This is a genomic window from Brumimicrobium aurantiacum (assembly GCF_003402975.1).
GTDB classification, from domain to species: Bacteria; Bacteroidota; Bacteroidia; order Flavobacteriales_D; family Crocinitomicaceae; genus Brumimicrobium; species Brumimicrobium aurantiacum.
On record NZ_QURB01000005.1, the window covers coordinates 69,439 to 94,053 of the forward strand.

General features: G+C 34.8%; 16 protein-coding genes. 5 read left to right on the top strand and 11 right to left on the bottom strand.

The features are described from left to right. Positions 1-304: 304 nt before the first annotated feature. From DXU93_RS09025 to porZ, 7 genes are all read right to left on the bottom strand, one after another. Positions 305-1,060, bottom strand: coding sequence for a DJ-1/PfpI family protein (locus tag DXU93_RS09025; protein WP_116880959.1), 756 nt, complete (start codon positions 1,058-1,060; stop codon positions 305-307). 459 nt (positions 1,061-1,519) lie between these two features. Continuing rightward, positions 1,520-2,950: a carboxypeptidase-like regulatory domain-containing protein gene (locus tag DXU93_RS09030; protein WP_116880960.1), complete on the bottom strand. Its 1,431-nt coding sequence runs from the start codon at positions 2,948-2,950 to the stop codon at positions 1,520-1,522. 120 nt (positions 2,951-3,070) lie between these two features. Beyond that, positions 3,071-3,748, bottom strand: coding sequence for a hypothetical protein (locus DXU93_RS09035; RefSeq protein ID WP_123776098.1), 678 nt, complete (start codon positions 3,746-3,748; stop codon positions 3,071-3,073). An 830-nt stretch (positions 3,749-4,578) separates the two neighbouring features. Continuing rightward, positions 4,579-5,346 carry an exodeoxyribonuclease III gene (locus DXU93_RS09040; protein WP_116880962.1) on the bottom strand — a complete coding sequence of 256 codons (768 nt, stop codon included), beginning with the start codon at positions 5,344-5,346 and terminating at the stop codon, positions 4,579-4,581. Between the two features lie 405 nt (positions 5,347-5,751). Beyond that, positions 5,752-6,762, bottom strand: a complete 1,011-nt coding sequence (locus tag DXU93_RS09045; protein ID WP_116880963.1) for an NAD(P)/FAD-dependent oxidoreductase — start codon at positions 6,760-6,762, stop codon at positions 5,752-5,754. Positions 6,763-6,898: 136 nt separating this feature from the next. Then, positions 6,899-7,606 (bottom strand): DNA repair protein RecO, encoded by a 708-nt coding sequence (recO, locus tag DXU93_RS09050; protein ID WP_116880964.1) that lies wholly within the window; start codon positions 7,604-7,606, stop codon positions 6,899-6,901. A 4-nt stretch (positions 7,607-7,610) separates the two neighbouring features. Beyond that, a complete protein-coding gene (porZ, locus tag DXU93_RS09055; RefSeq protein ID WP_116880965.1) occupies positions 7,611-9,929 on the bottom strand; it encodes a type IX secretion system anionic LPS delivery protein PorZ in 2,319 nt (772 codons plus the stop codon). A gap of 207 nt (positions 9,930-10,136) precedes the next feature. Here porZ and DXU93_RS09060 point away from each other — a divergent pair, with 207 nt between their 5' ends. Genes DXU93_RS09060 through DXU93_RS09070 form a run of 3 tightly spaced genes read left to right on the top strand, consistent with a single transcriptional unit; the run spans position 10,137 to position 12,751 of the window. Continuing rightward, positions 10,137-11,459, top strand: a complete 1,323-nt coding sequence (locus DXU93_RS09060) for a DEAD/DEAH box helicase (protein WP_116880966.1) — start codon at positions 10,137-10,139, stop codon at positions 11,457-11,459. A gap of 11 nt (positions 11,460-11,470) precedes the next feature. After that, the gene (locus DXU93_RS09065; protein WP_123776099.1) at positions 11,471-12,121 is read left to right on the top strand and encodes a hypothetical protein; all 651 of its coding nucleotides are present in this window, start codon (positions 11,471-11,473) and stop codon (positions 12,119-12,121) included. Between the two features lie 18 nt (positions 12,122-12,139). Beyond that, complete coding sequence (locus DXU93_RS09070; RefSeq protein WP_116880968.1) at positions 12,140-12,751, top strand: hypothetical protein; 612 nt, start codon at positions 12,140-12,142, stop codon at positions 12,749-12,751. A gap of 3 nt (positions 12,752-12,754) precedes the next feature. Here DXU93_RS09070 and DXU93_RS09075 read toward each other — a convergent pair whose 3' ends face one another. The 3 genes from DXU93_RS09075 to DXU93_RS09085 form a co-directional block, all read right to left on the bottom strand. Further along, the gene (locus tag DXU93_RS09075) at positions 12,755-14,857 is read right to left on the bottom strand and encodes an amino acid carrier protein (RefSeq protein ID WP_116881120.1); all 2,103 of its coding nucleotides are present in this window, start codon (positions 14,855-14,857) and stop codon (positions 12,755-12,757) included. Positions 14,858-14,960: 103 nt separating this feature from the next. Then, positions 14,961-16,910, bottom strand: a complete 1,950-nt coding sequence (locus DXU93_RS09080) for an ABC-F family ATP-binding cassette domain-containing protein (RefSeq protein WP_116880969.1) — start codon at positions 16,908-16,910, stop codon at positions 14,961-14,963. A gap of 54 nt (positions 16,911-16,964) precedes the next feature. After that, complete coding sequence (locus DXU93_RS09085) at positions 16,965-19,598, bottom strand: M1 family metallopeptidase (RefSeq protein ID WP_116880970.1); 2,634 nt, start codon at positions 19,596-19,598, stop codon at positions 16,965-16,967. A gap of 191 nt (positions 19,599-19,789) precedes the next feature. Between DXU93_RS09085 and DXU93_RS09090 the strand changes: the two genes are divergently transcribed. Next, a complete protein-coding gene (locus DXU93_RS09090; protein ID WP_116880971.1) occupies positions 19,790-20,260 on the top strand; it encodes an acetyl-CoA carboxylase biotin carboxyl carrier protein subunit in 471 nt (156 codons plus the stop codon). A 13-nt stretch (positions 20,261-20,273) separates the two neighbouring features. On the opposite strand, the gene DXU93_RS09095 is transcribed toward DXU93_RS09090, so the two are convergent. Continuing rightward, entirely contained in the window at positions 20,274-20,936 is a 663-nt protein-coding gene (locus DXU93_RS09095) for a DNA alkylation repair protein (RefSeq protein WP_116880972.1), read from the bottom strand. A 241-nt stretch (positions 20,937-21,177) separates the two neighbouring features. Here DXU93_RS09095 and DXU93_RS09100 point away from each other — a divergent pair, with 241 nt between their 5' ends. Continuing rightward, positions 21,178-24,588, top strand: a complete 3,411-nt coding sequence (locus DXU93_RS09100) for a LamG-like jellyroll fold domain-containing protein (RefSeq protein WP_116880973.1) — start codon at positions 21,178-21,180, stop codon at positions 24,586-24,588. The last annotated feature ends 27 nt before the right edge of the window (positions 24,589-24,615 follow it).

Here is a 24,615-nt window from a genome sequence, read left to right on the forward strand (position 1 = left end):
AAAATGAAGCTTAAAGAATTCAAAAGCGGTTTTGGGTAAAAATAACAGCTTTTGTCAAAATCAATACTTAAAAACGCATTATCTCAGAAAATCAGAAGCTAAAAAGTGTTCCTTCTTGATCAATCAGTATATTTCTAAAAACATAAAGGCAAATTTTTAGAAATACAATCACAAGTTTTCTTATTGAATCCCCATAGTTTTTTTAGGCTTCGAACCCGCCACCAAAGGCAGAATTCAACACCAAGCACAATGAACTCAAGTTTTACTTGAGTTTATTGATGCTTAATTGTTGTGCATAGTGCTTTTAGTTTTTCCAATTTTGAAGTCGGTCAAGATATAAATAACTTTCCACGAATTTTTTATGGTCCGAACTCGTCATTTTCTCCAATAAATTCAATGCTGAAATATAACTTGCTAAATTTCCATTTGACGAACTGAATTTTCCGTCCTCAACAAAAGTTACCAAACTATCGTTTTGCACTTTTAAATTCGGATATTCCTTTTGTAATTCTTTTCCGCCACCAATCCACGTTACAATTTTATATCCATCTGCAATTCCGGATTTTCCGATTAATTGAGCTCCAGCACAATTGCTTACAATATATTTAACTTCTTTATTTTTCTCTTTTATGAAATTTACGATTTTTTCGTTGTGGACTTGTGCGTACATATCGTAAGCACTTGGAACAAAAAGAGCAGTTAATTTCGGACAATTGTCAAAAGTGTAATCAGGAACGAAATGCATTCCTTCTTCAGATGTTATTGGATTTTCAGTTTCGGCTATTGAAATAACATTGAAAAGTTGTTTTCCGTTTTCGGTCGGTTTTGCGAAAACATCAGAAGTTGCAATTACTTCGCTTTGTAAAACTCCATTATACATCAAAAGTCCGATTGTTGGCAATTCTGGATTGAACGGTTTTAGATGTTTTGTAAGCGTATCAGTTTTCTGTTCCGCTTTTTCGATTTCAATATTTTCAACTTTTGTTTTTGATTTGTCGTTGTTACAACTTGTCAAAATAGTCGCAAAAATCAATGTTATAAATCCAAATTTTCTTATCATTCTCGTTTTTTTTTGTATTGTAGGCAACAGATTGCAAATAGGCACAGGCGGCTAACACGTGTGAATGTTTGCCGCTTGGGCTTATTTGTTGTTATGAGCACTTTTCAATTTCTTATTTCTAACTCTATTTCTTTATAATTTCCTTCGACAATGATAAGACTGCTTTGATACTCTGATTTATCCAGAGGAACTACTTTCAGTGTGAATTTAAAGTATATTATACACTTTACACCAAGGAGTATCTCATTTTTTTTTGTATGACGGAACTGTGTAGTTGCAACTAGATATTATTCAAGTTATTTGAACGGGATTATTGCTAATATTTTCGAATACAAAGAAACTTTCGAGAGAAGAGGTATCCATTACTTTTCCCAAATCCATTTTTATTGTGGAATACAATAAATCTGCCATTAGGCTAACTACATTCTGAAAAGCTGGAAGTACAATCAAATGTATGATTCATTTAAAAGTGACAGGTTGAAGTTTCCATTTACCATCAACTATGAATAAATTGGAACTTTTATTGTTAACTTTTAATTCAAAATGTTTAGCATCTATTTTGGTTAATGAATCAACACTCAGTTTTTCTAAAGTCTCATTAAAATGTTTGATTATTTGATTTTTATCCGTTTTAGAAAAGTAATTACCAGTTCTGATTTGATTATCCTCTAAAACGGTAATAAGAGTTTCTAGTTCATCATTTCTATAAACACATAAATATTTCATAGCATATATAATATCATCATTTTCAAATGCCGCAATTAGAGAGTTGAATAATTCAACAACACTTGATTGTGGATACTTAGATATGTCCTCTTCAATATTTTTAAATTGATCTAATTTTTGATTTTGTGGCTCGATATAATTTGGTTCTGCTTTTCCTTTTGGGAAGGATGCTGTTATATTAATACATGGCACTTGCAAAGTATGACCTTGCTTATCCACTTGTTGCATAAAATACGGTATCAGAGTATCATGAAGTTCATGTTTGTATTTAGCCTGGTATACAACCCATTTGAGCCACTCACCTTCAAATGGAAGTTTATACCAAATTTTATGCTTAGCATTTTGGTAAAGTTCGTATCTGGCTCCAAGTACAACACCATCACCACTTTTAGCTTTGGTAACGAGCGTGTCTTTGTGATCTTCACCATTAATCACAGTTGCCTTATAAATCAAGGTATCTTGGTAACGTTTTGAATCCGTATTGTCAAACCATTCAACACCAACAAAACACCCATTTTCCCCTATAGTTATGCGTTCATCAATTAAATCAAACTTCACCCACTCATTCCCCTTCGTTCCTGACTTCACAATGTTAGAAGAAGTGAGTTCTTTATCAGGTTTAATTTCTATCAAATTAACATCATAAACGTGTATTCTAAAATAAGCATCGGGATAACCATTATCTGTAATGTACACATTGACGTATTTTAATACCCCAGGAGCTGAATATTTATTTGGAATATGAACTGCTTGTATAGTTCCATTTTGAGATGTTATCCCGTATTGGGAAAATAATTTTCTTGGCTTTTTTGTAACACCAAGTTTCTTCAATTTATACTTGCCTTTTTTTTGAACAACAGCTACTTCTTCTAATTGTTGTTGTTTTGGAATTAAATGTATTTTACTCGAAGAATGTAAATTTTTTATTGCAATTTTTTTTGTCTCAAAACCAATACTTGAAATGATTAAAGAATCAGTATTAAAACGTAATGTATCCAAAAAAAAGTAGCCGTTGTGATTGGAGATTACATTTTTATCATTCTTAACAGTACGTATATGAGTAAACGGGACTGGTTCAGAACTTAAACTGTCAACAACTTGAATTTGAGCAAATTGACAACAGTGGATAATTAAAAAAATAGATAAGGTCAATAATTTAAACATAAAATCAGTATTTGAAAAAAGATTATTAATAAATTTAATTTCACATTTTTTAAGTTTCAGTAAATAACAGTGGCTGCATGTTAAAAGCAGCCACTGTTCAAATTTAAATACCTTCAGGTTTTAACAAGGAACAAGCTCAGTATGTGATCCTACTTCTATCCAAAAGATATACGTCTTAGTGGTCTTATTTTGAAGTTTTAAGAGGTCATCACATGGTCCAAAATCTTCAGTTGTTCCAATAAATGGCCTCGCTGGAGGGAATGGTCCAAAAATGTCAGTATCGCCATTGTCAGAGAAAAAAGTTGTTTTATTACCTAGTATCTCATGATATGGTGCAAAAACAGCTGCAATTCTTACAATTATATTGTCGTCTGTTGAAATGCCATTTGGAAAGCTCTCTTTTGAATATTCTCCAAGTTCAGAAATGGAAAGGATACCATTCTCAATATTTATTGTAACCTCATATTCAGTATTGGTAGAAGCATCATTTATTACGAATTTGGATTCATTATTAACATTGAAATAATCTACGGTAATTTCAAAGTTAGTTGTGTAGTCGTGCGAAGTCACCTTGTACTTTTCAGATGAATGATCATATTTTATCTCTTCTAAATTCGCAGCTTGGGCAAGACTTGTAACCTGAGTGGTAGGATTCGAAAATCCTGATTTCTGTGGCAAATCTTTAGCATCTTCAACTTTAGATGTACTGTTGTCTTTTAATATTTCTTCTTTTTCACAAGAAGTAAAACCAATTCCTACTAAGGCAAGGAGCAAGCCTCCATAAATTAACTTTTTCATAATTATAGTATTTAATTTTCGCCCTACTTTGTTTTCGGGAGTGTTCAGGTCAACTTTTTCTCCCGCTACAAGCAAAATATTCTTGGCAGTCGCTAAATCGGTCTGTTTGGTTTCTTACTAAAGCAGTGTCCTTTACCGTTATTGAGTGCGTATTACCTTGCTCATAACAATTGGCTAATCGTATTACGATTAGCCATACTGTATCTTTTCCTTCAAATATAGCATTAATTCCATAAACAAATCCCAGTTACTCCACGCATTTTCATTAGCTTATAGGAAGATGATGAAATTAGACCATTCGCATAGCCGTATAATTATTCGAATAATATACGTTTAATTCTACGGCTAAAACCCAAACTCGAAGCATCGTTTCCCACCCCGACGAAGACCGGTAGCTACATCCCGAATTAATCACCAATTTCCTATTCCAAAGCCAAACTGGCTGCTACCTTTGATAATGCTCAAAATTTTTATTCCTCAAAATTGGATTTACAATTCTAAACAATAAAAACCTCTGTGCTCACCAAATCTATTGCCATTTTGGCTTTTCATTTACAAAAACTCGTAATTAATTCGGGATATGAACTTCTTTTTGTATGCTGGTAAATCTGTTTACACAGCGACCTTGTGAAGCTCGTGAAAATGATATAACCAGCACAAAAGAAGGAATAAACTTGAGGACGTAGGCGGAAAAGGTGGTCTAGAAATAAGTTTTAAGTTATTCCATGAAGGCCTATGCTTAGAATTATTGACAAAACTGAGGAATTGTATTTAAAATCCTCCCCCTTTATCCCCTTCCAAAGGGGGAACATCAGAGCCCTAAACAAGCCTTACCCCAACTCCAGTAAAACTGGACAATGGTCTGATCCCATCACGTCATTTAAAATGTCGGCATTCTTGATATTGGATTTTAGGGATTCGCTCACTAGGAAATAATCGATTCTCCAGCCTACGTTTCGTCCTCTTGCTCCACCGCGGTAACTCCACCAAGAATATTTAACTTCTTCGGGATGCATTAATCGGAAAGTATCCAATAATCCATGACCTGTAAAGGCATCCATTCCATCGATTTCTTTTTGGGTGTATCCTGCTCCTTTATTGTAATTCGCTTTTGGTCTGGCGAGGTCAATATCTCTATGGGCAACGTTGAAATCACCACACACAACAACAGGTTTTTTGGCTTCAAGGTCTTTTAAGAAGTTTAAGAAGGATTGGTCCCAAGTTGTGCGGTAATCTAATCGTGATAAATCATTTTTGGCATTGGGAACATAAACAACCACAACATAGTATTCTTGAAATTCAGCAGCAATCACACGTCCTTCTTGGTCATGCTCTTCTACTCCTATTCCATAAATGACATCCAGAGGTTTTTCCTTGCTCAAAATAGCGGTTCCAGAATATCCTTTCTTCATTGCAGAATTTGACACAATATGATAATCTTCTTTAAATGAAACGAGGGCTTCCTGCACTTGATCGTCTTGTGCTTTCGTTTCTTGTAAACATAAAATATCTGGGTTCAAAGCTTTCATATCTGCTTCGAAATCCTTTTTCATGATTGCACGAATTCCATTTACATTAAAAGATATTAATTTTGCCATAATTCTGATTTTTTGTCGTGTTTTACCTTCTGTTTCACCCCTTCAGGGTTTGTAACCATGGATTTACATCCTTAGTTACAAAAATTTCATCCTTTCAGGATTATTTAAAGTTCTGAAACAGAACGTCTAACTCTATTTCTTGTGTTTTACCTTTTGTTTCACCCTTTCAGGGTTTGTAAATCATATTATTCATTTTAACCAAGGATTTTCATCCTTGGCTAATAAAATTTCATCCCTTCAGGATTATTTTAACTTCTGAAATAGAAAGTCTCATTCTATTATATTGCGCTAGAAAATCGAATAGCAAGGCGCACTTATTTTTTTATTATAAGGAGTTGACAAATGTCAATGACTGAATAAAAAATAGGTGCAACGCCGATAGTCGATTTTATAGCGCAATATAATTTAGAAGCCTTTTACTCCATTTACTGTGGTGTACTTTAAAATATTCTTTTTATCAGGATAAATCCTTGCAAAAGCAGACTGAACAGCGATTGTTCCTTCATGGAATCCACACAAGATTAATTTTAATTTTCCAGTGTAAGTATTCACATCACCAATGGCATAAATACCTGGGATATTTGTAGAATAATCTGTTGTGTCAACTTTAATGGCATTCTTTTCAATTTCTAATCCCCAGTTGGCGATAGGACCAAGTGAAGGTTTCAAACCAAACAAAGGAATAAAGTGATCTGTTGCCAATACTTCTTCCCCTTCTTTTTTGTGTTTGATGGTCACGTTTTCCACTTTTCCATCTCCTCCAATTCCAACAACTTCACGCTCTGTAAGTAAGTTGATTTTTCCAGCTTCTGCCAAATCCATCACTTTTTGAACAGAATCTAAGTGTCCACGGAAAGAACTTCTTCTGTGTACTAAAGAAACTTTTGATGCGATATTTTTCTCTGTAAGGAAGATTGCCCAATCTAAAGCAGAGTCACCTCCTCCAGCGATTACACATTCTTTACCTCTGTAAAATTCAGGATCTTTAATGATGTATTCTACACCTTTATCTTCGTAACTTTCTAAGTTTTCGATAGGTGGTTTACGTGGTTCAAAAACACCCAATCCTCCGGCAATCATCACTACAGGAGCTTCGTGTTTTGTTCCTTTATCTGTAGTTACGATAAATTTATCTTCAGCTACTTTTTCGATATCTACTGCAGCTTCACCTAGAGTAAAACCAGGTTTAAAAGGCGCTGCTTGTTCCATTAAGTTATCTACAAGATCACCAGCCAAAACAGACGGGAATCCTGGGATATCATAAATTGGTTTTTTAGGATAAATCTCTGAACATTGTCCTCCAGGTTGTGGTAATGAATCTATCAAATGACATTTCAGCTTCAACAATCCTGCTTCAAAAATGGTAAATAGTCCAACTGGACCTGCACCTATAATTATTATATCTGTTTTAATCATATTTTCTATTCTATATCGTAAATCGAATTGACATACAAATTTAACTATTCTTTACTTAACAGTAATCAGCTTAGATTGTTTTCCTTTGAAAAGCTAATGAATTTACCGTAAAGAGGGGAGAGATATTCGTATTTATTTACTCAAAAATTGTTTGCATTACAGCCATTGACTTTGGGGTTTTAAATCCATTGATGTGTAATTTAAAATAATCGATAAGATGATCTGTAATTTGAGAACGCAGTAATCTATGAATACTTAGCGCCAGAAATTCATTTTTATCACTATTTAAAAGTTCAATTAAAAGGGCAACTGTTTCATCATTTACAAAGAGGTGACTACTTGGTGTTTGATTGGCAATTACTCCATCTTGCAGGTCGAAAATTGCTCCATTTGGATCTGCAACATGAATTCCTATTCCAATTTGGTTGGCGAGTTTAAGCAAGAACCATAAGGGATAATTGGTGTATTCTTCTGAATTGTCTAACCATTTAATTTCGTGTTCTAAAAAGGCAAACATACTTTCATCTTGATCGCTACTTTTTAACACTTGAGCCAAAACTTCGGTAATAAAAAATGCCAATCCACTTTTGATGGGATGATAGGGAATGCTTTGCGGATTGTATAAGGAATTGATTTCTGTAATCTTTCCCAACTCACTATCCTCTCTGCGATATGCTGTGATTTCGACAAGACTTAAGGCTTGCAACATATTACCTTTTTTCTTTTTTCCACCTTGAAAAATATAGGCTTGAAATCCGTTTTCTAGGGTGAAAAAATTAAGGATTAAACTTGTTTCGCTGTAATTTAGTTTTCTTAGTAAAACCCCGTGTTGAATGCTTTTCATTTACCTAGTTTATGAGTACGACTTTCCCTACTTGTCTACCTTTCACTTCGGCATCATCAACACTCGTCCAGATCAAATAAACACCTGTTGAAGCGCGTTCACCATCCATTGTTTTTCCTGACCAAGTTGCAGTTCCACCATTTGAAATGGTTTTATAAACGAGTTTTCCTGAGATATCTGTGATTTTTACATCAGAATTATAGGCAATTCCTTGAATCGTAATAGGACCGGAATATTCTGGATGAACTGGATTTGGGAATACATTTACACTCTCATAATTCAAGTCTCCTTGTGAAGCATCAGAACGGTAAGAGATCATTCCTTCTTCTGTTAAGAAAAACACTTCTCCAGTGGTATGATTAATTGCAATATCCATGATTACATTACTCAACAATGGACTATTTGAAGTGGTGAAGTTTTGTTCTACTTCTAATCCATCTGGAGAAAGTAAGAATACACCTGCGTTTGCTGTTCCGACCCACTTTCGATTTGCACCATCAATTTGAATAGAGGTTATATGCGTTGTACCTAAAACGATTTCTACATTTTCTCCAAACTCAATCAATAGTTTTTGGAAATTATACTCTCCAGCAGAAGCGTTAAAGACATTTGCCGCGTTATAAAGCACACGCATTCCTTCGGTTGTTCCAACCCAAATATTTCCATCTAAATCTTCTTCAATGGCCTCTACATCAGATGTTGGTAAAGCTCCTGAATTTGCTCCTGTATTCAGTACACGATAATTGTCGTCACTTGCGTCGTCGATATTCTCTCCTTCATTAAATGCTAAAAGTCCAACACCTTCTACGGTCATCCATTTTGTATTATTGCCATCAATGATTAAACGCTTGGTTATGCGATTGGTAAAACCGCCTCCCACATTAAATTCGAACCAAAGTCCGTCCTCTGTTCTTACTTTTAAAGGTTTACTTGCGTTGGCATTGGCAACCCATAAATTCCCATCGATATCATATTCAATGTCAGAAATATATCCCCAACCAACATTTCCAGTTTCTTCAATTAAGCTATTGGTAAAACCGAATGTATCCGTAACCACTCCATCATTTGTAATTACTAATGGAACTCCAGCATAACTTCCGTAGGCTACTTCCGCTGTATTTTTAGGATTAATTGCTGCTGAGATAAAACCCCAGGATTGAGCACCTTGTAACATCGCTTGATTTGAGATTATGGTAGATTGCCATTCTTCATTTTCCATGGTTGTTCCACCGTTTCTTGTAAACATTGGTGAGTTTCCATTGAATCCTCCACCAGCAATGGCTAGCTTCCCTTTTTTCCACTTTGCACGAAACATACTGTTATATCGTGGCCCGCTAAATCCAATAAGGCTCGAGTTAAAGGCGTTGGTTGCTTTCACCAATCCAGAGTTTTGGTCTGCTATATAGTAAGTTGACCCCACCAAAATTGCATGACTAGGTTCTGGAAATGATGCACCTTGATATTGATAAATATTATCAACTTGTGTTAGGTTTTGATCATAGCTAAAAACCGAACCAGAGCAAGAAACCAATAAGTTACTTTCAAATCCATCTAAGCCATTAATTTCTATTGCATCAAGTAATTTAGTAGGTATACCATTTACAATTTGGAATAAAGTATCTCCAGCGTAAAATTCATGATTAAATGAAACGAATAATTCTTCATTGAAAACTTCAAGCTCATTATATCCTCCATCAGCGGTATAATCGTTTACGTTGGACATTGCCTCCCACTGACTTGGATCAGCTAAAAAGGCGTTTTCTTCCTTAGCGGCATAAATACTGCTTTCTGTCAATACATAAATACTGTCTTGATGAAAAGCGATATCCAAAAACAGATCTCCATTGGTAGTAGGATTGTAAGTATCTCTAATTTCATTTTTATCGAGATTCAAGACAACAATACCCACGCCAGTCGCAATAAACGCTTCGTTATCTTTTACTACTATTCTGTTCACAGATTTAATTCCATTGACAGTGGATTGCACAATTGCGGGAAGATTAAAAACACGATTATTTTTGATTAAATCAAGGTTTCCACTTTCGTAACCAACAATCAAGGTTTTAGAAACCTCATCGTATGCAATTGCAGAAGGCGCTACATCAGAAAGGTAATTGGCCACGGTCCAAATGCTTTGTTCTCCTGCCTGAAGGTCATATTCCAACATTCCATTTTCCAAAATCGAAAAAATAGCTCCATCTCCTTTCACTACATCAATACCAGAGTTAGGTGAAATATGCATTCTCCATTGCTCCATTCCTACTTGGGAAAATACAGCGAAAGAAAATGACAATACAGTAAGTAATAATCCTATTTTTTTCATGTTGATGAATTAACGCTTAAAATTAATTTTTATTTGAATTTTGGACTTAAATAAAAAATGAATCTGGTCAAAATTATACGAAAATATGAATTGAACCGAAGGAAGTTGAAATCATTTATTTCGTAAAAAGTGCAACAAAGTACCAACATTAAAAAGGAATTTACGTTAGTAAAAGTGAATCTATTTGTTTATTGCTAACTTTAGACCATGAAATTTACAACGCTCGGACTAGACGAACAACTTATTGAGGCAATTGGATACATGGGATTTGAAAACGCAACCCCAATCCAAGCGCAATCCATTCCAGAAATATTGAAAGGAAAAGACATCATTGGATGTGCACAAACTGGTACCGGAAAAACGGCAGCTTTTGTTTTGCCGATCTTGCATAAAATTGCTCAAAAACCGACAGACAAAATCAACACCTTAATCATTGTTCCAACCAGAGAATTGGCGGTTCAAATTGAACAACAAATTCAAGGACTTTCTTACTTTATTTCTGTGAGTTCAAAAGCTATTTATGGTGGTGGAGACGGAAAAGATTGGTCGGAACAAAAAGAAGCTTTGGTAACAGGAACAAATGTTATTGTTGCTACACCAGGAAAATTACTGTCGCATTTAAAAATGGGATACACAGATTTTTCTTCCTTAGAACACTTGATCTTGGATGAAGCGGATCGTATGCTAGACATGGGATTTGTTGATGATTTAAAAATGATTTTTAAAAATCTTCCAAGTAAACGTCAGAACTTGATGTTCAGCGCAACAATGGCCAAAGAAATCAGGAATTTTGCACGTACTTTATTAAAAGATCCGGTTGAAATTAACTTGGCGCTTTCCAAGCCTGCCGAAGGTGTTAAACAATCTGTTTATTTATGTTTTGATGAGCAAAAAAATGCATTGATCAAAAGCATGCTCGCCGAACGACAAGACTATAAACGTATCATTATTTTTTCTTCAACGAAAGAGAAAGTCGGTACGATTGTGAAATATTTAAAGCAAAACAACTTTAAAGCCAGCGGTATTTCTTCCAACTTAGAACAAGATGAAAGAGAAGAAGTGCTCAGAGGATTTAAATCGGGAAGAATTTCACTTTTAGTGGCTACCGATGTGATGAGTAGAGGAATTGACATTAAGGAAATCAACATGGTCATCAATTATGATGTACCGAGAGATGCTGAAGATTATGTTCACCGTGTAGGAAGAACAGCCAGAGCGAATACTAAAGGAGAAGCGGTTTCTTTGATTAATCCTAAGGACATGCCGAAACTTTCAAAAATCCAAGATTTAATTGGTTCTGAAATCCCTGTTTCTAAACTTCCTGAGGCACTTGGTGAAGGTCCTGAATGGAGAGAAAAGCCAAAATCAAAGCCGAAGAAAAAGTATAAAAAGAAGTGGAACAATAAAAAATCAAAGTCTGGAGGACCAAAGAAAGGTGGTGACCCCAAAAAAGGGAAAGGTCCAAAACCAAAATCTTCAGGTGATAAAAAAACACCTAATAAACCAAACAATAACAGTCAAACAAAATAATTAATCAGCAAATGAAAAACGCATTCTTCATCCTCTTTACAATGGCATTCTTCTTTTCATGTACCAATGAAAAAGCAACTGATGGAAAAACAAATGAAAACGAAAATAAATCTGCATCAGAAGTAACCACAGTTGACAGTTTACCAGACGCAAAATGGAATGGCGAATACATGAAAATTGACAGTGCTGAAAAAAAGGAAAATAAACGTAAGAGCAGAGGTTCGGAGTTCTACAGTATGGGAAGCGTTAAACTTTCAATTGGAGACAAAGCACATGACATCACCGTCTTTGAGCGTAAAAAGAATGGTTTAACCTTTACCACTGAAAGCATTCAAGCTTTTATCACAAGTGCCTACAACGAAAACATCAAAATTCGATTTAACAAACAAAAAATCGTTACAGAGCATCGCGTAAAATATACCGCTGATCCTACTGAGCAAGCAAATCAATCTTTTTCAATGACAATAAATATGGGAGATCAAGAAAAAGATCAAGAATATAGAATGGAAAAAGGGACTGCCGAAATCTTGGATTTTTCACCGCGAACTGGTGTATTGCATGTAATGTTTGAAGGAACTTTCACGGACAAAGACGGAAATAAACAAAAAGGTAAAGGTGCGATTAAAATGAATTTTGAAGGCGCTGTGATGACGGCAGGATAGTCGTTAAATTACTACACCATGAAGGATTTCAATCAATTAATTCAAGAATTTGAACAGCTATTAAAATCTGATGACTTAGTAATGATTAAGTTTTATGAATCAAATATTGATTTAATTGAAAACACTCCCTATCAACCCCAAGAATTTGACCAAAAACTTAAAATGACAGGTGAATATGGACTAAGTTTAGTTTCTGCCGGACTATATTCCAAGGCGACTAAAGTTTTAAAATCCGTTATTCAACAATTCAAAATAATCGCTGAAAGAAAGGATAAAGATCCTTATGAAATCACTTATTTTGAGCATTTACTATGGAATTACGGAGTGGCCCTATGGGAAATAAAAAATACAAAAGAAACAAAAATTGTTTTTGAGAAATTGGTTAAACACTATCCAAAAAATGAAAAATACCATGCATGGCTGAATGGACTAAAAGCCAATAAAATACAGAAAATCAACAATGTGTTTCTTGTTATTGGAGCCTTTTATTTAGTCGGAAATTATACCTTCTTCGATAAATTAAATGAAGATGTTCAAAACATCCTCTCATGGTTGTCAATTCCTATTCTAACTACCTTTCTTGCACTCGAACTTTACATTTATCTCTTGAAGAGAAAAAAAGCCAATTAAAAGTTACTTATCCTTAAACTTCGGATTAATAAATAGTTCTCCATTTTTAAGTTTAGAAACATAGCTTTTCAAATCGCCACGAACTTCTGAAGATAGAAAGTACAATCCTATGATATTTGGGAAGGACATTGCTAAAATCATCATGTCTGAAAAACTCAGTACTGCACCTAAACTCACGGAAGCACCGACAACCACAAAAATCAAGAAGAGCACTTTGTAAATTACTTCAGATTGTTTGCTTTTTCCAAATAAGAAAGTCCAAGAACGCATTCCATAGTAGGACCAAGAAACCATCGTAGAAAATGCAAAAAGGAAGACTGCGAAAGCTAATATTACAGGGAACCACGAAACGACACTTCCAAATGCATCAGAAGTTAATTCAACTCCTCCAATACTATCTACTTCATGCATTCCTGTAAAAATCAATACTAAGGCTGTCATTGTACACACCACCATCGTATCAATAAAAGGTTCAACCAAAGAAGTAAAACCATCGGCGATAGGGTTATTTGTTTTGGATGCACTGTGGGCAATTGCTGCAGAACCTACTCCAGCTTCACTTGAAAACGCTGCACGTTGCAATCCAATGATCAAAACTCCAATAAATCCACCTTTTAAAGCATCAGCTGATAAAGCACCGTTGAAAATTGCAGCGAATGCGTTTCCAACATTTTCGATATTGGTACCTATCACAATCAAACAACCCACCACATAAATAATGGCCATAAAAGGCACCACTTTACTGGTCACTTTTGCAATACTGTTGATTCCTCCCAAGATTACAGCACCAACCAAAAGAGCAAAACCAACACCGAATAAGAAACCATATTCTTTCAAGAATGGAATTTGTTCGGATACAATTGAAAAAGCTTGATTTGATTGTAGCATATTTCCACCTCCGAAGGAAGCTCCAACACCAAGTATCGCAAACAATGTTGCAAGAACTCTACCCAACCATTTTAAATTTTTCTTTTCTAAACCATACCTTAAATAATGCATTGGTCCACCAAAAATTCGTCCTTCTTTATTGATGTGACGGTATTTTACACCTAATGTACATTCAACAAACTTAAGTGACATGGCAAAAAATCCTGCGATAAACATCCAAAACGTTGCTCCTGCTCCACCTAAAGAAATCGCCACGGCTACACCGGCAATATTTCCTAAACCAACAGTTGCTGAAACCGCTGTTGACATAGCTTGAAAATGAGTAATTGTTCCTGGAGCGTCTGGATCGTCATATTTTCCTCGGGCAAGATCAATGGAGTGTTTAAAACCTCGAATATTGATGAATCCTAATTTAAATGTAAAGAAGATACTTCCAAGAATCAGCCAAATCACAATAAAAGGTATCGCATTGGTGATCACATCTCCGTTAGGATGTTTTAATGGAATAGGTTCATCATATTCAACTCCTGCTAAAAAATGAGCTCCTTGCTCTATCACATCTTCTTTGTCATTAGGATTATAGATTTCCTTTCCTTCTTCAACGAGATGCGATAAAGTTCCATTAGTTGGAGAATAAACTTTTATTTCACGACCTTGATTGGTTTCTATCACCGCAATTTGATCGCCTTCCTTCACTTTTTCATTTTCGGCAACTGTCCAATCCTTTAAAGTGTAAACTTCTTTTGTTTCGGCATCCCAATCGGGAATAGAGATTTGCTTTTCCTCAGAATAAGCTACTGGATCATAAATTCCAATGGCTGCAAAAGGATCCCAAAACAATATATTTCCTAAAACTTCTACAGCAGGCTGAACATTACTATTGAACTTTTCGGTTATTGAACTGGCTTTAATTGTAAAAGACTCTTCAACCTTATTTCCATTAGCGTCTGTAACAGTTAATTGATACTCCAAACCTTCAATTAAATCGAGAGAACGAGATGAATCTAGGCTTGTTAATTGATTAGACCATTTGTATTGATAAGGTTTTACTCCACCTTTAACTTTCGCTGTTGCAATACCATTGTCGATTTCTCGCGTTGGATTTTCTAGTTTGATTTCAACTTGTAATTCTTGATTTCTGCTATCTAATGATTTTTGCGCTTGAGTATTTAAGTTAATTCCAAGTAAACAGAATAAAAACAGTAAATAGTTCTTCATAAAAGTTATTTTAATTTTATTGTCCAATGACGATAAGGGTAAAATAAAATCTTTTATAGAAAAAACAGAAAAAAACACCGTTTTTGTGAAAAAACGTCAATTTTTACAAATTTTCGAGCGAATTTGTGTCATTATCCCAAGATTCCATGACCTCATCCAACTCGGTTTTTAAGGCGTCATAATCTTTTAGAATTGCCGCAGATTTTTCTTCATCGGAATAATCTAGATTAGCAACAACTTTATCCATTTCTTCGATTTCATTCTCCAATTCTTCAATGCGTTTTTCTGCTTTTCGAATGGCGTTTTTCAATCGCTTTTGTTCTCTTTTCTGTTCTTTTTCTTCGGCGTAAGAAAGTGTAGATTTTGACTTCTCCTCTTTTTTCTCTTCCACTTTTGGGTTGGCTTTTTCTTTCGCACTTTTCCCCAATTGTTGTGCTTGTTCGAAGGCCTCAGATTTTTTTGCTAAGTATTCCTGTACAGTATAATGGTGAATTTTCAAACTTTTGTTTTCAATATCCCATATTCTGTTGGTTAATCCTTCCAAAAATTCACGGTCGTGAGAAACAATGATAAATGTTCCGCCGTATTGCTGTAAGGCTTGTTTTAAAACTGCCTTACTTTGAATATCAAGGTGATTGGTTGGCTCATCGAGAATTAAAACATTGGATGGACTCAACAACAATTGACAAAGAGCTAAACGCGTTCTTTCTCCTCCTGACAATACACCCACTTGTTTATCTACATCTTCTCCACTGAACAAAAACGCACCAAGTATAGATCTTAGTTGTTTTCTAATTTCACCTTTAGCTACTAAATCTACAGTTTCAAAAACTGTTCTTTTTGGATCTAGTTTTTCTGCTTGATCTTGGGCAAAATAGGTCACCTCAACATTGTGGCCATAAGTCACTGTTCCTTCTCCATCTTCAGCTTTGGTAATTCTCTTTAATAAAGTAGATTTACCCACACCATTTGGACCAAGTAATGCGATTTTTTCACCTCGTCCAACAGTCAAATTAATGTTTTTGAAAAGATTCAAGTCCCCGTAAGATTTCCCCAAATTATCCATGTCCAACACCGCTTTTCCAGGCTGAACACTTAATGGGAACGAAATCTTCATATTGGCGATTTCATCTGTTTCTACTTCAATCAACTCTGTTTTATCGAGTTTTTTCATCAAAGATTGCGCAAAAGAAGCTTTACTTGCTTTGGCACGGAACTTATCAATCAGTTCTTCTGTCCTTTTGATCTCTTTTTCTTGCTGTTTTTGTGCATTGATTAAGACTTCAATTTCTTCCGCTCTTCTTTCTTTATAAATAGAATAAGGATAAGGGAAGTTCAATATTTTACCTTTTGTGATTTCCAAAGTTTGCTTGGTCACATTGTCCAAAAAGTACCTATCGTGAGAAATCGTAATTAATGCTCCATCGAATCGCTTCAAATAATCTTCCAACCAACCAATTGAAATAATATCCAAGTGATTTGTAGGCTCATCCAAAAGTAAAACAGAAGGATTATTAATTAAGATACGCGCCAATTCAGCACGCATTTTCCAACCTCCAGAAAATTGATTGAGCGACTTTGTAAAAACACTTTCTTGAAATCCAAGCCCTTTTAATGTTGACGTGATTTTCTCTTCCCATTGATAACCTTCAAAAAGATTGAATTGTTCATTGGCAAAATTCAAATCATCCAACAATTGTAAGTAAGAATCACTTTCGTAATCCGTTCGTGTTGTCAATTGATGATTAATGTCGTCGATTTGTGTTCTGATTCTATTCAAATCATCATTCGAAAAATCGAGGTAATCAAAAACACATTGATTGGTATCAATGACAATATCTTGAGTTAAGTAACCAATCGTTGCGTCCTTCACTTTGTGAATTCGACCATCAGTAGGTTGTTCTCTTCCAGAAAGCAAGCGCAACAAAGTTGATTTTCCTGCACCATTTTTCCCTACCAATCCGATTTTATCACCGGCATTGATTTGCAAACTAACCTCTTTAAACAAATACCCTTGTGGTAAATGAAAACTTAAATTCTCAAGATTTATCATGCCGCAAAAGTACTAAAAAGATGTTGGATGAAAGATGAAATTACACAAAGGGTCTTAGTTCATAATCTCATCCAACTTTTCTTTGTATTCCTTTTCTTGATTTATTGACTTCTGAAGCAGTGTCGCTTCACCTGATTTCCCAGCTTCTTCCAATTTAGCTTGCTCCTTTTCCAACTCGTTTATGTTATAATTCACTTGATTAGAAAGACTTCTATAAACCATTGGAAAAACAGCACTAATGTATGCTCCTTCATCTTTCGAAAGCGTTTCAAAAACATCAAAATATTCCATTCGTGTTTTAAAATCTTGAACTTTATAATGATTAGCGAAGTTGAATACACCACCGATTAAATCATACCCTGAGATTTCTCTGTTTAAAATGGTATTGGCCATAAACGCTAGGTTAGATGTATCTCCATGGTTTTTATAAATGCTAATCAGTTGTGATTTTAACGGAGAAGACTTTTCATTTTCTAAATTTTCGGCATATTTCAAAGCAGTTTGAATGTCACTATCCGTTCCATTTGTCAAGCCTTTCAACCCTTTTGAAATCACTAAGTATGAACTATCAACTTCAATTGCATTGGTCAATACAGAACGTGTTTCGTTGGCGTATTTATCTTTAAAAAAGTCTTGAGACAATGCTAAAAGTGCAGCGGCACGTACTTGAGATTTTTCATCAGAAGTTGACATTGATTTTAACTTTTCAAAGGCCAAGTCATGTTGTTCTACTTTTAATCTATTCAATTTAGAAATTGCTAATTCACGGATATACCAAAAATCATCTTCTAATCCATCCAAGATCAATTGTTGACCAGCTTCTGTTCTCAAACGTACTCCCTTGACCAAAGCTTGTTCTCTATCTTTATAACGTGGTGCATTGTAATATTGGTGAATGTACCATTCTTTTGGTTTATCATGATTAAAGTCACCTAATATCGTTCTGTCTTCGTCCACAACAATATTTTCCAATTCACCATTGAATTCGAAAGTAAATCTATTGATGTTTTTATCTACAATAACTTCATGGGTTGTTTTTTCTCCGTTGGCATAAACTCCAATTTTCATTGGCAACTTATATAGCGGTGCTTTATCTAAATCTTGTTTTTGTTCAATTTTCACCACAACTTCGCCTTCCTTCACTTCTTGAGAAATATCAATAATTGGATGATGAGAAGACAAGAACCATTGTTCAAAAAACCAGTTTAAATCTTCTCCTGAAACTTCTTCGAAGGCCAATCGTAAATGGTGAATTTCCACAGCTTGAAAAGCATTATCAGTAAGGTATTTATTCAATCCGGCGAAAAACGCTTCGTCTCCTAAATAATAACGCAACATGTGTAAAATTCTTCCTCCTTTATTGTAAGAGTGAGCATCAAACATATCCTCTTTCTCTTCATAATCAAACCAAATCATATCATGGTGTCCCATTTGTTCTGCTGTTTGGTAATAACCGTCGGCTTCAGATTCTGCAACATAATCTGCATGATCTCTACCAGAATAATGTTCGTCCCACAAATACTGAGAGTAGTTAGCAAAGGCTTCATTCAATGGTAAATTCGCCCAACTTTCACATGTTACAAGGTTTCCAAACCAATGGTGAAATAATTCATGGGCTATAATTGAATGGTCATTGTGGTCGATCAATTCACGCTTTGATTTATATACGAAATCACCAAAAACTACAGCTCCTGTATTTTCCATTGCGCCAGAAACATATTCTCTCACAACAACTTGATGATACTTATCCCATTTATACTCTACACCCAAAAGTTCAGAAAAATAGGCAATCATTTCAGGAGTTTCCCCAAAAATCGCTTGGGCATGTTCCTCCCATTCTGGTTCAACATAATAATGCAATGGAATTTCTGTTCCATCTGGTTTTACATAAACATCTTCTATTACAGCAAATTCTCCTACAGCCATCATAAATAAATATGGAACATGTGGTAACTCCTGCTTCCAATAATCGGTTCTTGTTCCATCGTCATTTTGAGTAGAAGAAATAAACATTCCATTAGAAAGTGTTTTGTATTTATCTTCAACAGTAATGAAAATCTCTTGTGTAGTGTTTTGATTTGGTCGGTCAATTGTAGGAAACCAAACAGAACTTGCCTCCGTTTCACCTTGTGTCCAAATATGTGGCATTTGTCTTTCATTCTCCCCTAGAGGATTGATGAAATACAAACCTTTGTCACTCGTAATTGCGCTAGAGCCACCTTGTTCTTTCTCTTCAGGTTTTGCTGTATAATTAATAACTACGGTATATTCTTCCTCTCTGGAATATGTTTTATCTAATTTTATCCTTAAAAATTTAGCATCATTGTATTTATAATCAAGCGCTTCTCCATCCATTTCAACACTATGAATATCCATTGCTTTAGCATCTAAAATAAGGCTATCCGTAGCATAAAAATGAGGCGAACAAGTAATTGTTGCAGTTCCATTCAATTGTGATTTTCCCCAATTAAAATCTACTTCTAATTTAGTATGTATTAAATTGGTTAAGATTGTAGCGGAAGGATTGTAATGATCACGCTCAATGACGATTTCTTCCTTTTCAACTGGTGCAGTTTCACTAACCTCCGGTTTCGTGCTTTCTGCTTTAGTTGTTGTGGTAGTATTTTTACTTGTCCCACAAGAAAGGAACAAAGCGGTAGATAAAATTAAAGTATATGTCTTTTTCATAAATCGAATAAAATTTTTGGATAGAAGTGGTTGGTGGATTAACAAAATTAACTTTTTTATTAGGACAATCAAATCATGAATCACTGAAAGTCATGATTAAAAAGATGCTGAATAGAATTGTTGTATGCATTTGCGTAATTAATTCCACTAGAAAAATTATATTTGTGGTGATTGATTAAAAAAACCTCAAAATGGCAGAAGCAAAATTTATCGTTGACGGAAATGAAGTAAAAGGAGAAAAAGGATTCAGTTCAGTAGAATGGATTGATGACACTTATTTTACTATTCACTTTATGGGGAAAAAGTTTCATGGAGAAATCGTTGAAGCGGCAACGGAAGATCAGAAGATGACCATCAAGGTAAATCAACGCACATTTGAGGTTAAAAAAGAACGTCCAATTGACGAATTGATTCGTGAAATGGGATTAGACAAAAAGAAAGTCAAAAAACTACATCAGTTGAAATCTCCAATGCCGGGAAGAATCCTTAATTTTTCAATTGAAGTTGGTGATGAAGTAACTTTAGGCTCTCCGCTATTAACATTAGAAGCCATGAAAATGGAAAATGTGATTAAAGCTGAAGGAGAAGGAATCGTTAAATCAATCGTCAAAGACAAAGAAACAGTTGTAGAAAAAGGTGAGTTGATTATTGAGTTTGAATAATTAAAACTCACAATTAGCTAGTAATCAATCGCAAGGCTTCCTTTTTAGAAAGTGGTTGTAGTTCATGTTTGGCTACAAAATCAATCACCCACTTTTCATTCATTCGACTGTTTTCTCGCAGTACCCAACCAATGGCTTTTTTGATAAAGAATTCTTTTGAGTGGTTTAATTTCAGGATAATTTCTTCCAACAATTCAAGATCTGTATCCTTTTTATATTTCAATTGAAAAAGCAAAGCACTTCTTTGTAACCAAATATTTTCAGATTTCAACCATCGATCAACAGCCGGATTTATTTCTTCTGGATATTGTTTAAAATAATAAGCCAAGGATTTTGTTGCTATGAAATCAATTGTATCCCACCACGAATTTCGAACAATCAACCATTCAATCAATTTCAAATCTTCTTTTGCTAATTTCTTCATGTATTTGGCCAACAATTCTTGAGCAAAATAATGCAATTCGCGTTGAGGTTCATTCCAAAGCTGTTGAACAAAATCAAAAGCTTCCGCTTTGGTTGGCAAATTCTCTTTAAGCAAAAAGGGTTTCTGTAAATCTCTACGAAAAGGTGTTTTTAGTCCAAAATATTCAAACCTATTCTTCATATAGGCCGATTGCTGTTTTGCAATTTCAGCATTTCTTTCATTCTCAAAAACCGAAATAATTGGATGTTTCATTGCTCAAAAATAATCATATAATTTCGAAAAATAATCTTGATTTTCTCGAATTTAAATAGACATGAAACCGGACAAAAACGTTACAACCTCATCCTTCAAAACCATTCGAAAAACCACCAAAGGCCTTAAAAAACAAGCCGTAACAAGCTAAAAACCACCATCTGTAGGCTATATGTAGTCGCCACCTCCACAATTAATTATGTATAATTATCATTAAATTAGCATCAAATTATAAAACTCTATGAAAAAAAGAATCGTTAAAAGAATTTTAGCGTTATCTCTATTGGTGACGTCACAATTCTCTTTCGGCCAAAACCCTGGCGATACAACAATTGTACAAGGTTTCAATTTTAACAGTACTGTTCGAGACACTCAAATTGTATTTCCCGATTTTAACTCAAACGAAGTAGAAAGAATTTGGATGAAATACACAATGCGTTGTAAAGACGGATTAGTATCTCCAGGTGTACCAGGACAAACGAATATTGGATGTGGAGAATGGGATTATTCATGTAATACTTACATCACTGATTCAACACGTATTGATTCAATCAAGGCGAAAATTGACGAATTTATCGTTTACCCTCAAGCCTCTTCGAACAATACATACAGCACAACAGGAAGTTACAATTTGTATGAAAACAACCATTATGATGTTCAAATTACATCAACAACAAACGAAACAAATGCTGATGTAACTACATCTGCAGGACAAACTTCTTCTGCATTATCTCATACAGAAAGAGGAGGTAGATCGTTTGTTTTACTGACAGCTTCACAATTAACAACTGCAGGATTAACAGTTGGAGATATTGATGCATTATCTTTGTATAGCAATGGAAGTACAAACAATTTGAATCACTTAGTATTCAAAATGAAAGAAGTTGCTTTCACGGATTTAGATAATGTTGGACTTACAGACTTAACTGGAGGTACGGAAGTATTTCACGGTGATTGGGCTTTAAGCAATGGACAAAATAAAATCCCATTTTACCAAGCATTTAACTGGACTGGAGGAAATTTATTGATTGAAGTAATCTCTTCTTCTAACAATGGTACAACAGCAGTATCTTTAGATGGAACAGACGTTAGTGCAACACAAGCATTAAACAATGAGGAAAACCAATATGCAACACTTTTCCCAGGAAACTATATTCAAGCCGACAGTTATCTAGGTGTTGGAGGATCAACAAACAGAACTGTTGAAGCATGGATTAAAACAACAGGTACAAATGGAACAATTCTTTACTGGGGTACAAATGCTGAAGGAGAAAGATTTACTGTAAAAGTAGATACAGACGGTAGGCCAAGACTTGAAGTTCAAAATGGTTCTGTAAGAGGTAATTTCTTAATTAACGATGGTGAATGGCATCATTTAGCGATAACTACAGAAGGGATTAGTCTGACAGGAACTAAGATGTATGTTGATGGAACATTAATCAACAATATCGATATGAACAATGTTATTGTGAACACAAATTTGAGTGCTCCAGTTCATATTTCTAAAGGTCACAATAGCAAGTTTTTCAATGGAAGTATTGATGATGTAAGAATTTGGGATGTTGATTTACCACAAACAACAATCCAGGAAAACATGAATACACGCGTCAACAGCTCACACCCAAACTACACAAACCTTCAATTAAACTATGTTTTTGACTCATCAACAGGAATTGTTGAAGACCAATCAGGAAACAACAACGATGGTCAATTCATAAATGGAGCTGCATTTGGAAATATCTCATCTAGTAACCATATGTTTGATTTTAAAAGCAACACCGTAATTCCAGATATTACATTACATCAAGCCGACTATGTATTATCAATCAACAATACCCAAGAATACGATTCAATTTTAAAAGATCATTATACAGTTGCACACAATATTATAGATCCAGCAAATGGGACTTACTCCTCTGACATTATAACCACCTACTTCACCTATTATCCAGATTCAAATACTGTTTATGACATCAATGGAAATGTAACTGGAAATACACTTGCACAAAACTTATTTACAATCAATAATACAATTGTAGATTACTACTTGCGTTCACCAAGTCAATTAGAGATTTTATCATTGGTTACGCCTTATGGAATCAACTTAGACCTAGGTGATGATGGTGTAGCGTGGTATTTTGATGTAACAGACTTCTACCCTGTCTTAAAGAACAATCGAGGTCTTAAAATGACAAGAGGAGGACAATGGCAAGAAGACATAGACATTAAATTTTTGTTTGTGCACGGAACTCCTACCCGTGAAGTGTTAGACCTTCGTCAAATTTGGAATGTAGACAAAAGAAGCTATGCTGTTATAAATAGTGATCAATATTACGAACCAAGAACAGTTGAACTTCCTTCCAATACGGTTGAAGCCAAAATCAAATCAGCCATCACCGGTCACGGTCAAGAAGGTGAGTTTATTCCTCGTCAACATTATCTAGACATCAATAACGGACAAGAATATAAAGAATGGCAAGTTTGGATGAAATGTGCTAACAATCCAATTTACCCTCAGGGAGGGACATGGATTTATGACAGAGCAGGATGGTGTCCAGGAATGCCAACTCAAGTCGAAGAACTAGATGTTACAAACTTTATCACAAATGATCAAATCGAGGTGGATTATGGGATTACCTCAACTTCAGGAACGTCTAACTACATTGTAAATCACCAAATCATTGCTTATGGTGCAAAAAACTTTGCTACAGATGCTAGAATCCAAATGGTAAAAGAGCCAAATGATGCAATTTCACACCTGAGAACAAATCCAACTTGCAGTCAGCCAGTGGTTACAATTCAAAACTCGGGAAGTAATACGATCACTTCAATGACGATTGAATATTCTATTAATGGTGGAACGCCAGAATCATTCGATTGGACAGGATCAATTGACTTCTTAGACGAAGAAGAAGTTGTTTTACCAGCAACGGTATCTTTTTGGAGTGCAGCCAATCAAAATTCTTCAAATAGATTTACAGCAGAAATCGTATCTGTGAATGGCGCAAGCGACGAATATGCGCATAACAACGCCTACACGTCAACATTTGATGTAACAGATATTGTTGAACCAGAATTCGTTCTAGAAGTCAAAACAAACAGTGCTGCAAGTCAAAACAACTATAGAATTGAAGATGCAGATGGAAACATCATTATGGAAAGAACAAGTTTATCAAACAACACTACATATACAGATACACTTGGTTTAACAATTGGATGTTACCGTTATATCATTGAAGATTCAGGAGAAAATGGAATCGATTTTTGGGCAAACAATGAAGGAACGGGTTACATGAGATTCACAGACTTAAATGGTGGAATCATCAAACCTATGGAGGGTGACTTTGGAACAAGTTATATTTATGAATTTAGTGTAACTGAGGATCTTTCAACTGCAAACCAAACAAAATACACTCCTTCAATTAACATTTCCCCAATTCCATCAAACAATCAAATCAAAATTGAGATGAAAGGTATTGAGGACGGAACATATACCATTTACAATGTTCAAGGCAAGGAAATTAAAAATGGATCAGTCCAAGACTTGATTTCAAATCCAACAATTTCTATCAATAATTGGGATAATGCAGTGTATTTTATACACTTTAATTCAAAAAACACAACAACAGTAAAGAAGTTTATTAAGAATTAATTTCTCAAGGATTAAAAATCCATTATT

Bases quoted from the DNA above. Each gene is read 5' to 3' on its own strand.
- DXU93_RS09065 (WP_123776099.1), top strand. From the start codon at position 11,471: ATGAAAAACGCATTCTTCATCCTCTTTACAATGGCATTCTTCTTTTCA.
- DXU93_RS09070 (WP_116880968.1), top strand. From the start codon at position 12,140: ATGAAGGATTTCAATCAATTAATTCAAGAATTTGAACAGCTATTAAAA.
- DXU93_RS09085 (WP_116880970.1), bottom strand. From the start codon at position 19,598: ATGAAAAAGACATATACTTTAATTTTATCTACCGCTTTGTTCCTTTCT.
- DXU93_RS09080 (WP_116880969.1), bottom strand. From the start codon at position 16,910: ATGATAAATCTTGAGAATTTAAGTTTTCATTTACCACAAGGGTATTTG.
- DXU93_RS09075 (WP_116881120.1), bottom strand. From the start codon at position 14,857: ATGAAGAACTATTTACTGTTTTTATTCTGTTTACTTGGAATTAACTTA.
- recO (WP_116880964.1), bottom strand. From the start codon at position 7,606: ATGAAAAGCATTCAACACGGGGTTTTACTAAGAAAACTAAATTACAGC.
- DXU93_RS09095 (WP_116880972.1), bottom strand. From the start codon at position 20,936: ATGAAACATCCAATTATTTCGGTTTTTGAGAATGAAAGAAATGCTGAA.
- DXU93_RS09025 (WP_116880959.1), bottom strand. From the start codon at position 1,060: ATGATAAGAAAATTTGGATTTATAACATTGATTTTTGCGACTATTTTG.
- DXU93_RS09035 (WP_123776098.1), bottom strand. From the start codon at position 3,748: ATGAAAAAGTTAATTTATGGAGGCTTGCTCCTTGCCTTAGTAGGAATT.
- porZ (WP_116880965.1), bottom strand. From the start codon at position 9,929: ATGAAAAAAATAGGATTATTACTTACTGTATTGTCATTTTCTTTCGCT.
- DXU93_RS09045 (WP_116880963.1), bottom strand. From the start codon at position 6,762: ATGATTAAAACAGATATAATAATTATAGGTGCAGGTCCAGTTGGACTA.
- DXU93_RS09030 (WP_116880960.1), bottom strand. From the start codon at position 2,950: ATGTTTAAATTATTGACCTTATCTATTTTTTTAATTATCCACTGTTGT.
- DXU93_RS09040 (WP_116880962.1), bottom strand. From the start codon at position 5,346: ATGGCAAAATTAATATCTTTTAATGTAAATGGAATTCGTGCAATCATG.
- DXU93_RS09100 (WP_116880973.1), top strand. From the start codon at position 21,178: ATGAAAAAAAGAATCGTTAAAAGAATTTTAGCGTTATCTCTATTGGTG.
- DXU93_RS09060 (WP_116880966.1), top strand. From the start codon at position 10,137: ATGAAATTTACAACGCTCGGACTAGACGAACAACTTATTGAGGCAATT.
- DXU93_RS09090 (WP_116880971.1), top strand. From the start codon at position 19,790: ATGGCAGAAGCAAAATTTATCGTTGACGGAAATGAAGTAAAAGGAGAA.